The following is a 17,674-nucleotide window of genomic DNA, read 5'->3' as shown; positions in this document are numbered from 1 at the left end:
CTTGCGCTCGCGTCCCCGCTGAGGTGCCGAAAGTCATGGGTACCGATACTGACCATCGGCACAGGCGCCGACGGCTCGCCCTTCCTAACGTCGACGGCATGCATGCGACAACGTCATCTCCCGCCGTCGAAGCGAACGGCCTGCACAAGCGCTACCGCTCCAAGGTCGCCGTCGAGGAGGTCAGCCTTTCTGTCGCCACCGGCGAGATCTTCGGCATCCTGGGACGCAACGGAGCCGGTAAGACGACCACCGTCGAGCTGATCGCCGGGCTCAGACGACCCGACCGCGGCACCGTCCGCGTGCTCGGCCTGGACACCCGGCGAGACCGGGCCCGGCTGCGCCAGGTCCTCGGGGTCCAGCTGCAGGAGGCCGTCCTGCACTCCGCGCTCACGGTCACCGAGCTGGTCCACCTGTACGGGACCTTCTACCGCGATCCGCTACCGTCCGACGACCTGATCGAGTCGGTCGGCCTGACCACCTCCCGGCGCACCCGCTTCGAGAAACTCTCCGGCGGCCAGCAGCAGCGACTGTCGATCGCGCTCGCCCTCGTCGGACGGCCCCGGGTGGTGATCCTCGACGAGCTCACCACCGGCCTCGACCCCGAGGCGCGCCGTCAGATGTGGTCGACCCTTGAGCGGTTGCGCGAGTCCGGCGTGACCGTCCTGCTCGTCAGCCACACCATGGAGGAGGTCGAACGACTGTGCGACCGGGTCGCGCTGCTCGACGAGGGCCGGGTCGTCGCCCTCGACTCGCCCTCGGGGCTCGTGCGAAGGGCCGGGTTCGTCCAGCGGGTCACCTTCCGCGCGATCACCCCTGTGCCGAGCGGGCTGCTCGAAGGACTCGACGGGGTCGACCGGGTACATGCCGAAGGCGACCGCGTCGTCGTCGAGGGCCGCGGTGAGCTGCTCCAGGCCGTCAGCGTCGCGCTCGTGCACGCGGGCGTCGCGGCGGCCGAGACGCGCAGCGAGCAGGCCGGCCTCGACGACGCCTTCCTCGCGCTGACCGGACACCGGCTCGACAACACCGTGCTCGACACCAAGCTCGACACCGTGCTCGACACCGTGCTCGACACGAGGGAGGAGACGGTCCGATGACGGACATCACCGTCCACCGCCCGGGCCCGCGGGCCTGGGCGGCACTGCTGATCTGCGAGCTCAAGATGGTCGCCCGCGACACCGCCGGGCTGATCGTGCCGATCGGCCTGCCCATGCTCATCCTGGTGATGAACGCCTCGTCCGCCGGCCGGGAGACGATCGCGCACGGTCGCACGGCGTTCGACGTCTACGTGCTGCCGCTGGTGTTCACGATGGTCGTGGCCACGACCGGCATCGTCAACATGCCGAGCTTCCTGGCCTACTACCGTCGCAGCGGCATCCTGCGACGCCTGGGGGTGACGCCCGCCTCGCCCGCGCTGGTCCTCGTCGCCCAGGCGGCCGCCGGCGTCCTGCAGATGGCCCTCGGTATCGCGGCCGCCTGGATCCTCGCCCTGCTGGCGTTCGGCGCCCACCCCCCGGTGCGCGTCGGCGCGGCGCTCGGTGTGCTGGCGTTGACGGTGGCCGCCATGTACGCCCTGGGTCTGACCGTCGCAGCGCTCTCGCCCACCCCGAACTCCTCCGTCGCGATCGGCCTGGTCGTCTTCTTCGTGCTGGGCGCCACCGGCGGCATGTTCGGCGGGCGCGGCAACCTCCCGGAGGTGATCGCGACGATCGGGCAGTGGCTACCGTTCGGCGCCGGGAGCCAGGCCCTGTCTGCCGCCTGGATCGGCGCGCCCATCGAGGCCTCCAACCTGATCGGCCTCGCCGCCGCCATCGTGCTCGGCAGCGGTGTCGCGGCCGTGTTCTTTCGCTGGGAGTAACCCGCCGTACGTCCCACGGGGGACCGGCACTCGGGCACGGCCCGATGGGACGGTCCGCGAGCCGGCCCCCGTCAGGCTCGCGGCCTTCCCGGCAAATCGGGGCAGGCCACCGGACATCCGCGGAGGCCGCTCCGGCCCTTAGCCGAGCGGCAGCGTCTCGCCCGATTCCAGCAAGGTCTTCAGGTTCGACAGGATCTCGGGCCAGCCCTCGCTGACGCCCTTGATCATCTCGCTGCCCGCGACGAGTCCCTCATGGGTCACGATCAGCTTGACCGTGGCCCCACCGGCGGGTTCGATCTCGAAGGTGATCTTCGAGATCGGCTCCTTCCTGAGCTCGGCGAGCTTCTCGTCGCTCCATCCGAACATGTCGGCCACCTCCTGCTCGTAGTTGTGCCAGGTGTACGACAGGCGCTTGCCGGGGTCGGCCTCGAGCACCCGCTGGCCCCAGTCGTTGTACTCGCCGTCCGCGGTGACCTTCCACTCGACCGGGGCGCCCGGCGTCCAGTCGGAGCGCGGGCCCCCACCACCGAAGTAGCGGGTGATGAAGGCCGTGCTGGTCAGGGCCTCCCACAGCCGCTCCGGCGTGGTCCTGATGTAACTGATGTAGACGAAGCTGGTCTCGGACACGTCCGTACCCTCCAGGGCTCGTTTCAGGTCGGCGAGCGCACGCGCCCGCTCGCGGTCGTAGCGGCCGATCCACCGGTCGGCGATCTCGTTGATGGGCGCGGCGTTGAGGTAGTGGAGCTTCTCCCTGCCGCGTCTGACCGTCTCCACCAGGTGGGCCGCCTCCAGGACGGACAGGTGCTTGGTCACGGCCTGCCGGGTCATGTCCAGCCCCGCGCACAGCTCGCGCAGGGTCTGGCCGTTGTGCCGGTTGAGACTGTCGAGCAGCCTCCGGCGACTGGCGTCGGCGAGTGCTTTGAATACCGCGTCCATGCTGTCTCACAGAGTTAGGCAACCATTCGGATGCATGTCGGAATATAGGCAACCTTTTAGTTGCCTGTCAATGCGGACCCTTGCGCCTTCACGATCTCCCGTAGGGCGACGAGCGCGGCGGTCGCGACCACACCGGGGACCCCGAAGGCGCACGACCGCGGTTCAGGACGCCGCCGCGTCGGTGTCCCGGCTCACCACGGCGAGCACCCCGTCGATCTCGGAGAGCGCCGTGGTCAGCTCCGTTGTCGACCCGACGCCGTGCACGGTGAGCCAGAGCGAGACGACGGCCGGGCTCTGGCCCTCGCTGCGCCGGTCGACCGAGAGTTCGTCCACACCGAACCCCCGGTTCGTGCATTCGGCCAGTGCCGACCGCAGCACGCCCCGGCCGCCGAGGTAGGTCAGCCGGAACCGCGAGGGTGCGTACTTGGACCCGGGAAGCCGGTCGGCCAGCGGCGTGAGGACCAACACCGTCACCAGGTATCCGGCGGTCACGATGACCGCCAGCAGCCACAGCCCGGCCCCCGCCGCCATCCCCACCCCGGCGGTGAGCCAGACCGCCGCGGCGGTGGTGAGGCCCCGGACCGCGTCACCGCGGACGAATATCAGGCCCGCGCCGATGAAGCCGATACCGGACACGATCTGGGCGGCCACCCGGGACGGATCGACCGTGACGTTATCCCCCAGAACATCAGAGAAGCCGTACTTCGACACCAGCATGATCAGAGCGGCTGCGAAGCCGACCAGGGTGTGAGTACGCAGGCCCGCGCTCTTCTGGCGGGCCTCCCGCTCAAGGCCGATCAGGGCCGAGAGCACGAAGGCGAGGAGCAACATTCCCACCTGTGCCCAGCCCTGTCCCGCGAGTTCGCCGAGAGGCGCCATCACCGTCACCCCGGTCTCGTGTCCCGGCGGGGGCGTCCGCGTTCCCGGCTACGCCGCCTCCGCGGCCTCCCCCGCCTGCCGCAACATCGGGAACCGCCGCTGTTCCGACAGGTAGTGGCCGAACCCCACGACGAGCGCGACGGGCCATTCGATGACCCCCAGCGCCCCCAGAGCGCCCAGCACCCCGTAGAAGACCAGCCGGTCCGGCGGCGGCAGGGTCAACGTCCCGATCACCGGCACGGTGATGTGCGGCGGCAACTGCTCCCCCTTCGCCCTGCCACGCGCCCTGCCGTTCGAAGCGGTGGTGGTTGTCCTCGCCATGGCAGCCTCCACAAATCACGACATATCCCGCCAATCCCCTGCCTCACACGAGCCGTAACGCCGTTTGACCAGGACTTTGCCCCTCCGACCGGCTCTCGGACCACCGGCTCGCGAAGCCCCACGCGTCGCCGGAATCGATACGAACGGATGATCCGGATCAGCCGAGCCACATCGACCATGAGCTCCAGCGCCTCCGCGAGAGGACACCGCTTCGGGCCCGGTACGGCAAGTAGGCTTCACGCGATCAGCGGGAGGCGGCAGGATTGGCGGCGTGAACCGCACCGCTGTACGTCTGGGAGTGCTCCTGCTGGCCGCCGTCGCGGTCGGGGCGGTGCTGCTCGCACTGCTGCCACCGTCCTCGACAGGCACGTACGGCAAAGAGGACACCCGAGCCTCCGCCGTCGCGGTGAAGAAGGTGGGCGAGCGCGACCACGAGCTCACCGTCACCTCCGCCGCGCTCGGCCGCGAGGGCAGGGTGAGGGTCCTGCTGCCCGAGGGGTGGGCGCCGGGCTCGGGTCCGTGGCCGGTGCTGTATCTGCTGAACGGCTGCTGCCAGTCCGGCTACGACACCTGGATCACCAAGGGCGGCGCCGCGGAGCTCACCTCCGGCTACCGCGCACTCGTGGTCGTCCCCGAGGGAGGCACCGTCGGCTTCTACTCCGACTGGCGCGAGGGCCCCGGCTGGGAGACCTTCCACCTCACCGAGGTACGGACCATCCTGGAGCGCGACTACGGCGCCGGAGACCGGCGGGCGGTGGCGGGGCTGTCCATGGGCGGGTTCGGGGCGATGTCGTACGCGGCCCGCCACCCCGGCATGTTCCAGGCCGCGGCCTCCTTCTCCGGGGTGCTGCACACCCGCGACGGCAACGGCGGCGTCGACTGGCTGCTCGGGCAGTACGACGAGAAATCCGTGAAGCTCTGGGGTCCCCCTCGGGATCCGGAGTGGGCCGCCCACAACCCGGCCGACCTCACCGGCGCGCTGCGCGGGGTACGGCTCTTCGTCTCCAGTGGCGACGGCGCCCCTGGCCCGCTGGACGACGTCTCCGAGGCGCGCGACGAGGGCGAGGCCTCCCTGTTCCTCCAGGCCGTGACCTTCGTCGAGCGGGCCAAGGCGAACGGCGTCGATGTGGCGGTCGACTTCTACGGCCCCGGTACCCACTCCTGGCCCTACTGGCGCCGCGGCCTCGAACGCTCGCTTCCCATGCTCATGAGCTCCATCGGCGCGGCGGCCTGAGAATCCACGCGGCGGCCTCCGCTCCCGGCTGGGTCTCCCGGCGGCGCGGAAAGTTAAGACTGGCGACTTTGGACGTTCAGCTCAGACACCCCTTTCCGGTCCATCCCCGTGGCTAGGTTCCTATGACACCCCAGCTCAGGGGCGTTCGCCGTATGTCATGAGGAGCCACCTTGCGAGTCCTGGCCGTTGTCCCCGCCCGTGGAGGTTCGGTGGGGGTCCCCCTGAAGAACCTGGCCGCGGTAGGCGGCACTCCCCTGGTCGCCCGTGCGGTACGAGCCTGCGTGCGCGCCGAGTTGGTCGACGAGGTCGTGGTCAGCACCGATCACGAGGGAATCGCCGAAGTCGCCCGCGCCGCGGGCGCGACCGTGATCGACAGGCCGGGAGAACTGAGCGGCTCGACCGCCTCCAGCGAGTCCGCTGTGCTCCACGCGCTCGACCACGTCCCCGACGTCCCCGACGTGGTCATCCTGGTGCAGTGCACCAGCGCGTTCATCGACCCCGCCGACCTGGACGGCGCGATCGCCAAGGTCCTGGACGGCAGCGCCGACGTGGTGTTCTCCGGGCTGGAGACCCACGAGTTCCTCTGGGACGCCGCCGGCGCGGGTGTGAACCACGACCCGTCCTACCGCCCCCGCCGCCAGGATCGCGAGCCGCACTTCCGCGAGACCGGCGCGTTCTACGTGATGCGCACCGAGGGCCTGCGCGAACACGGCCACCGCTTCTTCGGTTCCGTCGCCGTGCAGCAGGTGCCCTCGCGCCACGCCATCGAGATCGACACCCCCGAGGACCTGGAGATCGTACGGGCGCTCGCCCCCTTCGTCGACGAGCCCGAGCCGATCGACGTGGACGCGGTGATCACCGACTTCGACGGCGTGCACACCGACGACCGCGCCTACGTCGACCAGGACGGCCGCGAGATGGTCACGGTGAGCCGCTCCGACGGCATGGGCATCTCGCTGCTGCGCCGCTCGGGCGTCAAGCTGATGATCATGTCCACCGAGCACAACCCGGTGGTCGCGGCCCGTGCCCGCAAGCTGGGCGTGCCCGTGCTGCAGGGCCTCACCGACAAGCGGACCGTGCTGCGCGACTGGCTCGCCATCGAGGGGATCGACCCGGCCCGCGTCGCGTACGTCGGCAACGACGTCAACGACCTGGGCCCGATGAGCGACGTCGGCTGGCCCGTCACGGTCCCCGACGCCCACCCCAAGGTCCGCGCCGCCGCCAGGACCGTGCTGACCAGGCCAGGAGGCGCCGGGGCCGTACGGGAGCTGTGTGACCGCGTCCTCGCGGCCCGCCCGGTGGACGAGGTCGCCGTCGCCCCCGCGCCGCGCGCCGAGCTGCGGCTCGCCCCGACCGCCAGGCCCGTCCAGATCGGCGACGCGCTGGTCGGCACCGGGCAGCCGGTCTACGTGATCGGCGAGATCGGCATCAACCACAACGGCGACCTGGACATCGCGCGCAGGCTCATCGACGTGGCGGCCGAGGCGGGCTGCCAGGCGGTCAAGTTCCAGAAGCGCACGCCGGAGATCTGCGTGCCGCTTGAGCAGCGCGACCAGATCCGGCAGACGCCCTGGGGCGAGATGACCTACATGGAGTACAAGATCAGGACCGAGTTCGGCCTGGACGAGTACACCCAGATCGCCAAGTACTGCCAGGAGCGCGGGCTGCACTGGTTCGCCTCGCCGTGGGACGTGCCGTCGGTGGAGTTCCTGGAGTCCATGAACGTGGTCACCCACAAGGTCGCCTCGGCGAGCGTGACCGACCTGGAACTGCTCCGCGCGCTCGCCGCGACCGGCAAGCCGATCATCCTGTCCACCGGCATGTCCACGCTGGAGGAGATCGACCGGGCGGTGGAGATCATCGGCACCTCCAAGCTGGTCCTGATGCACGCCACCTCCACCTACCCCCTGCCTCCCGAGGAGGCCAACCTCCGCACGATCATCACCCTCCAGGAGCGGTACGGCGTGCCGGTCGGCTACTCGGGCCACGAGCGCGGCCTGCAGATCTCGCTCGCGGCGGTGACCCTGGGCGCGGTGACCGTGGAACGGCACATCACGCTCGACCGCACCATGTGGGGCTCCGACCACGCCGCCTCCCTGGAACCGGCCGGGCTGGAGCACCTGGTCCGCGACATCCGGATCATCGAGACCGCCCTGGGCGACGGCGTCAAGCGCGTCTTCCCCGGCGAGGAGGCTCCCAAGTCGCGGCTGCGGCGAGTCAAGGTGTAAATGGCGCTGCTACATGGCGACGCTAACGCGTCGCGGTGAGGCCGCTCTTACCCGACTCCTTCCCTCGTCGAGGAAGATCGCTCGTTCCTCGCGACCTCCCTCTCCTCGGTCCAGTCGCCGGCGCGGCCTCACGGGTAGTCCCGTCAGGGGGGAGGTGAGGGGGGTCCGTTGGGAGGGAGTGAGGGGGTTGTTGGGGTGGTTGAGGTGGGGATGGGAGGGTTAAGTTGATCAAGTTGTCGGTGGTGGTTCCGGTGCGGGACGCGGAGGGCTACATCGGTGACGCGCTGACCTCGCTGACCAGGAACGCGCGCAGGGACTTCGAGTTCATCGTGGTGGACGACGGCTCCGCGGACGCGACCGGGCAGATCATCGAGGACTTCCGCGACGACCTGCCGGGGCTGGTCGTGCTGCGCAACGAGGCGCCGGCCGGGCTGGCCGACGCACGCAACCTCGGGGTCTCGCTGGCCTCCGGCCGCTATCTGACCTTCATGGACGGCGACGACTGGCTCGCGCCCGGATACCTGGAGAGCCTGGTCGGGGCGATCGAGCGGCTCGGCTGCGACTTCGTCCGGGTCGACCACGTCCAGGTGGAGGGCAGGAAACGGACGGTCCACCGGGCGCCGCTCGCCACCCGGGAGGTGGTGGTGAAGCCGCGCGACCACATCCTGCCCGCCGGGTCGAAGACCATGGTCGACTACCCGTACGCGTGGGCGGGGATCTACCGCCGCGACCTCGGCGAGCTGCTGACCTTCCCAGGGCACCTGCACACCGCCGAGGACAGGCCGTGGATCTGGCGGCTGCACCGTGAGGCGGCTTCTTTCGCGGTGGTGTCGCTGGCCGGGCTGTTCTACCGGCGGATGGTGGCGGGCTCGCTGACCCAGATCGGCGACGCGAGGCAGCTGCACTTCTTCGACGCCTTCGACCTGGTCTTCGCGGGCCTGGAGGAGGAGTTCACCCCCAAGGCGGCGCGGATGTTCCTCGCGCTTCTCGCCCACCACCTGGAGACGGGCGAGCGGTTCTCCCCCGAGCTGCGCGCCCGCTTCGAGGAGCGTGGCGCCGCGGCCCTGAGGCGCCTCCCCTCGGATCTGCTCGCCGAGATCCGCCTGGATCCAGAACGTGACCAGGTCCTGCGCAGACTCCTGGAGGGCTGATGACGCAGCTGTTCTACGCCTCGACCCTGTTCGGCGCGATGACACTGGCGACGGCGATCGACGACGGCCGCTTCGGTCCCCGCGAAGGGCGCCGGATCCTGCTGGTGTCCAACAACGCGGCCATCCCGGAGATCACCCCGCCCCTGGACGAGGCGGCCGGTTTTGCCGCGCTGCGCCCGCACTTCGACGAACTCCACTCGTGGAACGAGATCATCGCCCCGCTGCACCCCTCGGACTGGAGGGCTCGCGTCATCGAGGTGCCGATGCTGAGCCGCATGGTCGCCTCGCGTCTGTCCCTGGATGACGGTCCCGCCGAGCTGATCCTGGAGTCCGTCGCGGTCCCCCCGGCCAGGACCCTGGGAGGGCTGGTCAGGGACTGTCCGATCACGGTCTACTCCGACGGCCTGATGAGCTACGGCCCGACCCGCGACCCGCTGCCGTTGGAGATCTCCGGGCGGATCACGCGCCTGCTCCACCTCGACCTGGTACCCGGCCTCACGCCGTTGCTGCTGTCGGAGTACGGGGTTCCCGCCGAGTCCCTTCCCGGCCGGGCCTTCCTCGACGTGATCGGGAAGGTCGGCGGGGAGGCCGGGGACGCGCGTTCGGGGCGGGCGATGATTCTCGGGCAGTACCTGTCCGCCCTCGGCATCCTCACCCCCGAGGAGGAGGCGCGACTGCACGCCGACATGCTGGGCGGCCTCGTCGCCCGGGGGTTTCGCAGCGTGCTGTTCAAGCCCCACCCGGCCGCCGGGCGCAGGCACGCCCAGCGACTGCGCGAGACGGCCGCCGAGCTGGGCGTCGAGCTCGACGTGGTGGCGGAGACCGTACCCGCCGAGTCGTGCTTCGCCGCGCTGAGGCCCGAGCTCGTGGTCGGCTGCTTCTCCACCGCCCTGATCACCGCGAGCCGGTACTTCGGGCTCCCGGTGGCGACGTCGGGCGTCGAATCGGTCCTGGATCGTCTCACCCCGTACGAGAACAGCAACCGGATCCCGGCCACCATCGCCGACGCCCTGCTGCCGCGCCTGTCGGCGGACGGCTCGCTGGAGGAACCGCCGCCGGTGGATCTTCCCGCCCTGGTGAGCGCGGTCGGCTACTGCATGCGGGCCGAGGTGTATCCGGGGCTGCGCGAGAGCGCCGCCGCCTACCTGGAGGCGCACGGCCCCGCCCGCTACTTCAAACGCCGGCGCCTCGGCTCCCTGGATCTGATCACCGCTCCCCCTGCCGCCGCCCCCAGGGAGCGGAGCCCGCTGGGCAGGCTCCGCGACCGCCTGTCGAAGGCGCTCCCCTAGAGAGCCGGTCGGGTAACCGCGCAGAGCGTTGATCGACATCGGATGCGGCCAGGCCGATCCGTTGCGACCTGTGGTTTTACCCGATGGCCGGACATCACCCGGTCCTTGTTCGACCGGCGCTCTAGATCCGGCCGAACCCCTTGAGATAGCGGCGCATCCGGCGCTTGGCGCGGTAGCCGACGCGCAGCATGTTCGGCGGCACCTCCACGCGCATGCGGGCGCGGCGGCGGGCGGCGGCGTACTCGGGACCTTCGAGCAGGGACTTCGCCGGGACGAGGCGCCCGGAGCGGGCCCTTCCGACCAGGGAGACCATCCGCGACACCCAGTCGCTCTCGCCACCGGGGTGGAAGTAGTTGACCTTGCACCAGGCGTCGTCCGGGTGCAGGAAGCGCCCGGCGGAGAGGTCGTCGAGGGTGCCGAGCAGGCCGCTGTCCTCGAAGACCAGGTTGATCATCTCGGCGCCGACCCCGAAGTCCGACAGCACCAGGAGCGGTACCTTCTGGGCGATCGCCTCCAGCGCGGCGGTCGAACTGACGGTGACGAAGCCGGCCGCGTGGGCCAGGTGCTCGTGCATGGGTCCCACCGCGAAGCGCACGGCCCCGGCACGCACCCGGCCCTCCTCGGCGAGCGACTGCCACAGGCGCTGGTAGTGGTAGCGCTCGTTGTGGGTCTGACGCTCGGTGTCCAGGGCCCGGAGCTTGACGACGACGTCCAGGTCGGGCCGCCTTCCGGCCAGCTCGGCCAGGGCGAGCAGGACGCGTTCGCGCTCCTCCCTGCGTTTGGGCACCTTGGCCTGGGTGGCGAACACCACCCGGTCGCGCGGCCCGGTGGCGGCGATCTCCGCGTCACCGCGCAGGAACGGCAACCTGGCCAGCCCGATCTGGCCGCCCCCGCCCAGCCTGACGCCGATCTCGGAGAACTCCTCGATCTCCCGGCCGCTGTGCAGCACTAACAGGTCGCATCCACTGCGAAACAGCCACGCCTTCTCGGTGGCGGGGACGGAGATGCCCGGCAGCCCCGAGACGAACACCGGCCGGAACCGCAGCCCGGTCAGCACGTCTGCGGTCAGCACGTCCACCACGGGTCCCGTACAGGCGACGAGCACCACGTCGGGCCTGAATCGCTCGGCGGCCCGGCGCAGCGCGCGGGCCGACAGCACCGGCGGGTCTGCCGCCGAACCGGCCACGGCGGCGTGGATCTGCGCCGGCGACGGAGTGATGGGGGTGCGGACGACCGCCAGTTCCGACTCACAGCCCGCGGGCAGGTCCCGCAGCAGGCAGGCCGCCCACTTCAGGTAGGAGTCGGAGTCGGCCACGGCCAGGACCTTCAAAGAGAACCTCCGACGGGGAATCCCCCGGTTTCGTGTGCGGGCACGGTGTGCGTAGCGCGAGCGGCGAGCCCGCCCGGCCTCGGCCGTCGGGTCATGACCCGGTGACGCCCGTGTCGTGATGGGCGAACCTCGACAGGTGGGAGCGCAGTGACGGCGCCGCCTCGGCCGTCCACCACTCGTCGGGAACGTCCACCGTCTCCACGGCGACTCCCCGGGCCGAGAGCAGGACCCGCAGGGAGGTGACCGCGGTGGACGGCAGGCTCAGCACCCGCTGCTCGGCGGCCAGGCCGCGCAGGGTCATCTCGGCGGGGATCCCGCCGTCGTAGACGGTGATTCCCGGCTGTTCCCCGACCCGGGCCAGGTCGCCGGGGTCCTCGCGGCGGTGCGGGAAGTAGGCCACCGGCTCGGCCGATCCGAGCCCGGCCAGCCAGCCGAAGTAGCGTTCGCGGTGGATCAGGCCGTTGCGGACCAGCGAGGTGCCGAGGACGACGGTGCGCTCGGCGGGACGGGGCCTTCGCAGCGGCTGGGATCGCAGCCAGGCGAAGTCGTGGGTGACCAGCTCGACTCCCCTGGCACGTACGGCCTTCGCCAGGTCGGAGGGCACCGGCAGCGCGGTGAAGATCGACAACCGCCCCGCACGGGCGGCGGCGCGCAGCCTGAGCCCGGCCGCCGTGGCGAGGACGGTCCTGAGCCCTCCCGCCTTCCCCCTCGCCCTCAGCAGGGGCGTTCCCGCTCTGCCGGTGAGCAGTTCCAGGAGCCTGATGGTGGCGAGCCCGTCGTCGACGATCACGATCCGGCCGGGGGACGCGGTGAGCCAGCGGAACTGGACCTTGCCGGAGAAGGCGTCACCCACCGCCCAGGTCTCACCCCGGCGAGGCCGGGGCATGTCCGGGCGTGCCGGGGTGAGCTCAAGCCCTCTCGGCAGGGTGAGGCGGCCGAGTTCGCGGCCTGTCACGGCCAGCGGGCGGAGTTTCGCCCGGGGGACGAGATGGCTGCGTACGCCGAGCAGCCCGGCGTGGTGGGCCTCCACCGCGCAGAGCATCTGCAGCGGGGATTCCACCCAGGCGATGGCCGAATCCTGCTCCCGCGCGTGGTCTCGACCGTCCTCCACGCCGGGCGATGACCCGTTCACGACTGGCACAACCTAACCCGGTGGCCTTAAGGAGCAGGGAACTGCGGATGAACAGCCGACCACGCGCGACTGCAGATGATCTTTCCGGCCTCCGCCTTTCCGTGGCCGCCGTCCGAGGTCGGATACGACCGGATGTCCGTCGACCAGGTCGTCGGGCGGGGAGGCGTCGGCCCCGAACTCGAACCGCAGCCCTCTGGAGGTTGGGAGGACCTCCGGGCATGGTCGCGAGCCGACGGATCCCGCGTGCGCTCTCCGGCCCTTTCATGGGAGAACCCCTACCGTCCGCATACTTTTTACTATCGAATATTTGTTCGAAAATATGGCGAGCACAAGATCTTCGATGGAGGCCTTCCTCCTCGCGCGATAGCACGCCCCGGCCGACGCTTCGCGGGCGGGCCCGGTAAGCCCGAATCGCCGTGAACACGGGGGATCCCGGACACCCTCCCCATCCCCGCGGGAAGACGCGCCCGACGTCGGAGGGACATGATCGACTTCCTTTCCCCCGCCCGGCGGCCCCCTGCTGTACCCCCTCATTTGGGACGTATTACCAAGTCAGAGCAATGTGTCCTACTTGTAATCGTCTGCCCTGTTGTCGTACGTTCGTCCTGTTCATGGCAATTGTCTAGGTCTATACAGGTCTGTGCATTGCCGTCACATTGCCCGACCGTGCTCCACCCGGCGGAACCCTCCGCCATCGGTGAGCACGGCCGCCGAATCCGCGAAGTCTGCGGAACCGGGGAACCACGTTCCTGGGGTGAATCAACGCACTCATGCGTCGTAGGGCACTTCCCAGCCCGAACCCGTCAGCTAACCCGGTAGGCGGTATGGAAGCGAAGCAAGGAGCCGAACCCCCACATGACCAAGCATCGCCTCACCTCCACCCCCCGCGCCGCCTGCGCCATCCTGGGCGCCTGCGCCGTTCTGGCGACCGGCACCACCGGCGCGGCCCTGGCCGACAGTCACAGTGTCGTGAACGCACCGCCCGCCGACACCCGCGCGCAGGGCACCAGTGCCGCGAAGACCCCCCTGCAGGTCGTGGCCGAAGGCCTCCCCAAGGTCTCGGCCGCCCAGGTCCTTGACATCGCCTCCAAGCAGATCGGCGTCCGCGAGAACTCCCGGGGCGGCGGAACCAAGTTCCACTCCTGGTACATGTCGAGCCCCCGCGCCATGGAGACCATGGCCCGCGACGGCGGCAAGAGCGTGTACGAGTACGCCAACGCCCCCTGGTGCGCGATGTTCGTCTCCTGGGTCGGCGAGACGGCCGGCATCCGCCCCACGATGGGCTGGGACGCCTACACCGTCACCCACGCCAAGTGGTTCAAGAACAACGGACACTGGGGCACCACCCCCACCCCCGGCGCCGTCGTCTACTTCGACTGGGCCGGCGGCAAGAGCATCGAGGGCATCGACCACGTCGGTTTCGTGAAGAAGGACAACGGGAACGGCACGATCACCACGATCGAGGGTAACACCGGCAACGGTGTCGTCGAGGAGCGTGTCAGGCCCGTCTCCCAGATCGTCGGTTACGGCTACCCGGTCTACTCGGACTGACTCCCAGCCGACCCCTGGCCGCCGCCCGGCCCCCTCGCCGGTGAACGCGTGCGGCCCTCACGCTTCCAGGGGCACCGCTCGAACGAGCGGTGCCCCTGACGGCGTTCCATCTTGCCCCCTCCGCTCTTCCCGCGAGCCCCGCGCGACCACGAAATGCCCCAACTGGTATGCCCGTGAGGTGGGAGCGCTCCCAATCACCCTTGTGGGAGGTATGTACATTTTTCATACCAAAAGTCCCACCTAAAGCGACCGGATGTAACGGTTGAGTTTCGGCATATTGACGTCCTGGTTGCCTATCGTCCACTCTTCGTGGGAGCGCTCCCAAAAGCACATTGAGGAACGATCTCGTCGCGACGACCGCGTTTGTCGGGGACCGGTCCGCGATGTCGCCTCCCAATGAAATTCGGGCGACCACCTGAGAGGGGTCCGGAATGTTGAACAACAAGCGACACGGCAAGCTCGCCGCCGTCGCGGTCATGGCGGCCACCGCCCTGGCCATCACGTCATGCAGCTCCAGCGAGCCGGCGGCACCCGCCGCGGAGGGCGGTTCCTCCGCCCCGGCCGAGCCGGTAACCATCACCGTGCACACCTTCGGCGGCGGTGAGAACTTCGGCTACGACAAGGCCGTGGAGACGTGGAACGCGGCGAACCCGAACATCCAGGTCAAGTACCAGAACCTGACCGACCGTTTCGAGGACGTCTATCTTCCGCAGCTGCTCCAGCGCCTGCAGGCCAACAGTGGCGCGGCCGACATCATCGCCCTGGACGAGGGCGCGATGGGTCTCATGAAGGCCCGCCCGCAGTTCTTCACCGACCTTGCCGAGTACGGGCTGGACAGCCGTAAGGCCGACTTCCCCGCAGCGAAGTGGGACAACGGCATCAACGCCGACAACAAGCTCTTCGCGCTGGGCACCGACATCGGTGGCATGACCATGTGCTACCGCAAGGACCTGTTCGAGAAGGCGGGCCTGCCCACCGACCGCGAGGAGGTCGGCAAGCTCTGGCCGGACTGGAACGCCTTCAAGGCGATCGGCGAGAAGTTCAAGGCCGCCAACCCCGGCAAGACCGACCCCAAGTTCCTCGACGGCCCGAACACGCTCTACAACGTGATCCTGTCGCAGGAGGCGCCGAAGAACGGCAACGTCGCCTACTTCGACAAGAGCAACCAGCTCATCATCGAGAGCAACCCGGCCATCAAGACCTCCTTCGACACGGTGAAGGACTTCAGCGAGGCGGGCCTGACCGCCAAGCTGGCCTCGTTCACCCCGCCGTGGAACGCCGCGATCAAGAAGGGCGCCTTCGCGACCATGGGCTGCCCGGCCTGGATGCTCGGCGTGGTCTCCGGTGCGGCCGGTGACGACAACAAGGGCAAGTGGGACGTCGCGTCCGTGCCCGGCGGCGCGGGCAACTGGGGTGGCTCCTACCTCGCGATTCCCAAGCAGAGCAAGCACCCCAAGGAGGCCGCCGAGGTCCTGAACTACCTCACCGGCAAGGAGGGCCACGTCATGGCCTTCCAGGAGGCCGCGGCCTTCCCGAGCTCCATCCCCGCCCAGCAGGACCCGGCGGTCGCCGACCTGAAGAACCCGTTCTTCAACGACGCGCCGACCGGTCAGATCTTCGGCGCCTCGGTCAAGGACCTGCTGCCCGTGTTCCTCGGCGAGAAGCACGCCCAGGTCAAGACCGCGGTGGAGAAGGTGCTTGAGGGCATGGACCAGGGCTCGGTCCCCTACGACCAGGCCTGGACCAAGTTCCTTGAGGCCGGCGTCAAGGCAGCGGGCTGATCCCCGTACCGACCCGCATCGGCCCGGCTGCGGCGATCCCGCAGCCGGGCCGGTCGCCTGCCCCCGCTGAAAGGCTCTGACCGATGACACTGCACGTCGACTCCCCGGCCGCGCCGCCACGGCCCAGCCCTCGCCGGTCCGGCGGGCGCCGCGGACCGAAGCAGGGCGGTGGGTGGTCCCGCTTCGACCTCCGGGCGACCCCCTACTTCCTCGTATCCCCGTACTTCCTGCTTTTCGCGATCTTCGGCGTCTTCCCCCTCGGCTACACCCTCTGGGTCTCCCTGCACGACTGGGAGCTCGCCGGAGACAAGACCCTCGTCGGCCTCGACAACTACATCGAGCTGATCACCGACGAGGCCTTCTGGAACGCGGTGATCAACACCCTCGGCATGTTCGTCATGTCGACGATCCCGCAGCTCGTCCTGGCCCTCCTGCTGGCCAACGCGCTCAACAAGCGCATCCGAGGACGGCTCTTCTTCCGCCTCGGCGTACTGCTGCCGCTGATCACCTCCGTCGTCGCCGTCGCCGTCGTCTTCACCCAGCTCTACGGGCGCGACTACGGCATGATCAACTGGTTCCTGAGCTTCTTCGGGGTCGACGCGATCAACTGGCAGAACGAGAAGTGGTCCGCGTGGATCGCGATCTCCACGATGATCGACTGGCGCTGGACCGGCTACAACTCGATCATCCTGCTCGCCGCCATGCAGACCATCCCCAAGGACCTCTACGAGGCCGCCGCCATCGACGGTGCCACGCCCAGGCGGCAGTTCTGGCAGATCACCATCCCGATGCTCCGTCCGACGATCATCTTCGTCGTCTTCATCTCCACCATCGGCGGCCTGACGCTGTTCACCGAGCCGGTCATGTTCGACGGCAACCCGACGATGAGCGGCGGCGCCACCGGCCAGTACCAGACCGTGGCGATGTTCATCGTCAAGGAGGCGTTCCGCGACTTCGACTTCGGCTACGCCGCCGCGGCCTCGTGGCTGCTGTTCGCACTGATCCTCATCGGGACACTCATCAACTACTCCTTCACCCGCCGTATCGGGGGTTCCAAGTGACGGCCACCCAGCTCCGGCGGCCCCCCGCGCAGCACTCCCGACGCCCCTCGGGCCAGTCGGCCGCGCGAAACCGCATCTGGGACGCGGGCCCGATGACGAAGGTCGTCCTGGCCTTCGCCCTCGTGCTGTCGGCGTTCCCCATCTACTACATGTTCATCATGGCCACCCGGACCAACGAGGAGGCCATCGACGTACCCCCGCCGCTGTTCCCCGGCGGCCACCTCGGTGAGAACATCGCGCGACTGCTGTCCACCGAGGACGCCTACTTCATGACCGGCCTGATCAACTCGGCCATCGTCTCGGTCACCGTGACGGTCTCGGTCGTGCTGATCTCCACCCTCGCCGGCTTCGCCTTCGCGAAACTGCGCTTCAAGGGCAGCAAGATCCTGCTGGGCCTGATCCTGGTGACGATGATGGTCCCGCTCCAGCAGATGGGCGTCGTGCCGCTGTACGAGCTCATGGTCACGCTCGGCTGGACCGGTCAGCTGAAGGCGGTGATCCTGCCCTTCCTGGTCAACGGCTTCGGGGTCTTCATGATGACCCAGTACGCCACCCAGGCGGTGCCGGACGAACTGGTCGAGGCGGCCCGTGTCGACGGCGCCTCCACCATGCGCATCTATCTCAACGTCATCCTCCCGGCGCTCCGGCCGGGTATGGCGGTGCTCACGCTCCTGGTCTTCATGCAGACCTGGAACGAGTTCATGTGGCCGTTGATCGTGCTGAACCCGGACAACCCGGTGGTCCAGACCTCGATCGCGGCGCTCAACCAGGCCCACGGAACCGACTACGTGATGCTGTTCACCGGCACCGCGGCATCGGTCCTGCCGCTGTTCATCGTTTTCATCGCGTTCGGCCGCCAGATCGTCGGCGGACTCATGGAAGGTGCGGTCAAGGCGTGACCACGCAAGAGACGCGGATCAAGAGCC

The 17,674-nt window shown here is 69.3% G+C and carries 15 protein-coding genes and 1 riboswitch; of the genes, 10 read left to right on the top strand and 5 right to left on the bottom strand.

Annotated features, from left to right (window positions below):
- The first annotated feature begins 98 nt into the window (after positions 1-98).
- Positions 99-1,094: an ABC transporter ATP-binding protein gene (locus ABZ664_RS09830; RefSeq protein ID WP_362505764.1), complete on the top strand. Its 996-nt coding sequence runs from the start codon at positions 99-101 to the stop codon at positions 1,092-1,094.
- Positions 1,091-1,855, top strand: a complete 765-nt coding sequence (locus ABZ664_RS09825; RefSeq protein WP_362505762.1) for an ABC transporter permease — start codon at positions 1,091-1,093, stop codon at positions 1,853-1,855. Before ABZ664_RS09830 ends, ABZ664_RS09825 begins: the two co-directional genes overlap by 4 nt.
- Positions 1,856-1,993: 138 nt before the next feature.
- On the opposite strand, the gene ABZ664_RS09820 is transcribed toward ABZ664_RS09825, so the two are convergent.
- The 3 genes from ABZ664_RS09820 to ABZ664_RS09810 all read right to left on the bottom strand — a co-directional run bounded on the left by ABZ664_RS09820 (position 1,994) and on the right by ABZ664_RS09810 (position 3,991).
- Positions 1,994-2,791 (bottom strand): metalloregulator ArsR/SmtB family transcription factor, encoded by a 798-nt coding sequence (locus ABZ664_RS09820; RefSeq protein ID WP_362505760.1) that lies wholly within the window; start codon positions 2,789-2,791, stop codon positions 1,994-1,996.
- A 162-nt stretch (positions 2,792-2,953) separates the two neighbouring features.
- Complete coding sequence (locus ABZ664_RS09815; RefSeq protein WP_362505757.1) at positions 2,954-3,670, bottom strand: MgtC/SapB family protein; 717 nt, start codon at positions 3,668-3,670, stop codon at positions 2,954-2,956.
- A 48-nt stretch (positions 3,671-3,718) separates the two neighbouring features.
- A complete protein-coding gene (locus ABZ664_RS09810) occupies positions 3,719-3,991 on the bottom strand; it encodes a hypothetical protein (protein WP_362505754.1) in 273 nt (90 codons plus the stop codon).
- 271 nt (positions 3,992-4,262) lie between these two features.
- Between ABZ664_RS09810 and ABZ664_RS09805 the strand changes: the two genes are divergently transcribed.
- From ABZ664_RS09805 to ABZ664_RS09790, 4 genes are all read left to right on the top strand, one after another.
- Positions 4,263-5,225 carry an alpha/beta hydrolase family protein gene (locus tag ABZ664_RS09805; protein ID WP_362505751.1) on the top strand — a complete coding sequence of 321 codons (963 nt, stop codon included), beginning with the start codon at positions 4,263-4,265 and terminating at the stop codon, positions 5,223-5,225.
- Positions 5,226-5,395: 170 nt separating this feature from the next.
- Positions 5,396-7,453 carry an N-acetylneuraminate synthase family protein gene (locus tag ABZ664_RS09800; protein ID WP_362505748.1) on the top strand — a complete coding sequence of 686 codons (2,058 nt, stop codon included), beginning with the start codon at positions 5,396-5,398 and terminating at the stop codon, positions 7,451-7,453.
- A gap of 224 nt (positions 7,454-7,677) precedes the next feature.
- Positions 7,678-8,604, top strand: a complete 927-nt coding sequence (locus ABZ664_RS09795) for a glycosyltransferase family 2 protein (protein WP_362505745.1) — start codon at positions 7,678-7,680, stop codon at positions 8,602-8,604.
- Positions 8,604-9,893, top strand: coding sequence for a polysialyltransferase family glycosyltransferase (locus ABZ664_RS09790; RefSeq protein WP_362505742.1), 1,290 nt, complete (start codon positions 8,604-8,606; stop codon positions 9,891-9,893). Before ABZ664_RS09795 ends, ABZ664_RS09790 begins: the two co-directional genes overlap by 1 nt.
- A 121-nt stretch (positions 9,894-10,014) precedes the next feature.
- On the opposite strand, the gene ABZ664_RS09785 is transcribed toward ABZ664_RS09790, so the two are convergent.
- Entirely contained in the window at positions 10,015-11,223 is a 1,209-nt protein-coding gene (locus ABZ664_RS09785) for a DUF6716 putative glycosyltransferase (RefSeq protein ID WP_362505739.1), read from the bottom strand.
- Positions 11,224-11,314: 91 nt separating this feature from the next.
- Positions 11,315-12,355, bottom strand: coding sequence for a hypothetical protein (locus ABZ664_RS09780; RefSeq protein WP_362505736.1), 1,041 nt, complete (start codon positions 12,353-12,355; stop codon positions 11,315-11,317).
- 698 nt (positions 12,356-13,053) lie between these two features.
- Positions 13,054-13,192: riboswitch (cyclic di-AMP (ydaO/yuaA leader) on the top strand.
- 18 nt (positions 13,193-13,210) lie between these two features.
- Here ABZ664_RS09780 and ABZ664_RS09775 point away from each other — a divergent pair.
- The 4 genes from ABZ664_RS09775 to ABZ664_RS09760 all read left to right on the top strand — a co-directional run bounded on the left by ABZ664_RS09775 (position 13,211) and on the right by ABZ664_RS09760 (position 17,647).
- Positions 13,211-13,906: a CHAP domain-containing protein gene (locus tag ABZ664_RS09775; RefSeq protein WP_362505733.1), complete on the top strand. Its 696-nt coding sequence runs from the start codon at positions 13,211-13,213 to the stop codon at positions 13,904-13,906.
- Between the two features lie 431 nt (positions 13,907-14,337).
- A complete protein-coding gene (locus ABZ664_RS09770; RefSeq protein ID WP_362505731.1) occupies positions 14,338-15,687 on the top strand; it encodes an extracellular solute-binding protein in 1,350 nt (449 codons plus the stop codon).
- A gap of 83 nt (positions 15,688-15,770) precedes the next feature.
- Positions 15,771-16,748, top strand: a complete 978-nt coding sequence (locus tag ABZ664_RS09765; protein ID WP_362505728.1) for a sugar ABC transporter permease — start codon at positions 15,771-15,773, stop codon at positions 16,746-16,748.
- A 92-nt stretch (positions 16,749-16,840) separates the two neighbouring features.
- Entirely contained in the window at positions 16,841-17,647 is an 807-nt protein-coding gene (locus tag ABZ664_RS09760; RefSeq protein ID WP_362505725.1) for a carbohydrate ABC transporter permease, read from the top strand.
- Positions 17,648-17,674: the final 27 nt, after the last annotated feature.

The organism is Streptosporangium sp. NPDC006930, assembly GCF_040635605.1.
Lineage (GTDB): Bacteria > Actinomycetota > Actinomycetes > Streptosporangiales > Streptosporangiaceae > Streptosporangium.
This window is presented reverse-complemented; position numbering and strand designations above follow the sequence as displayed.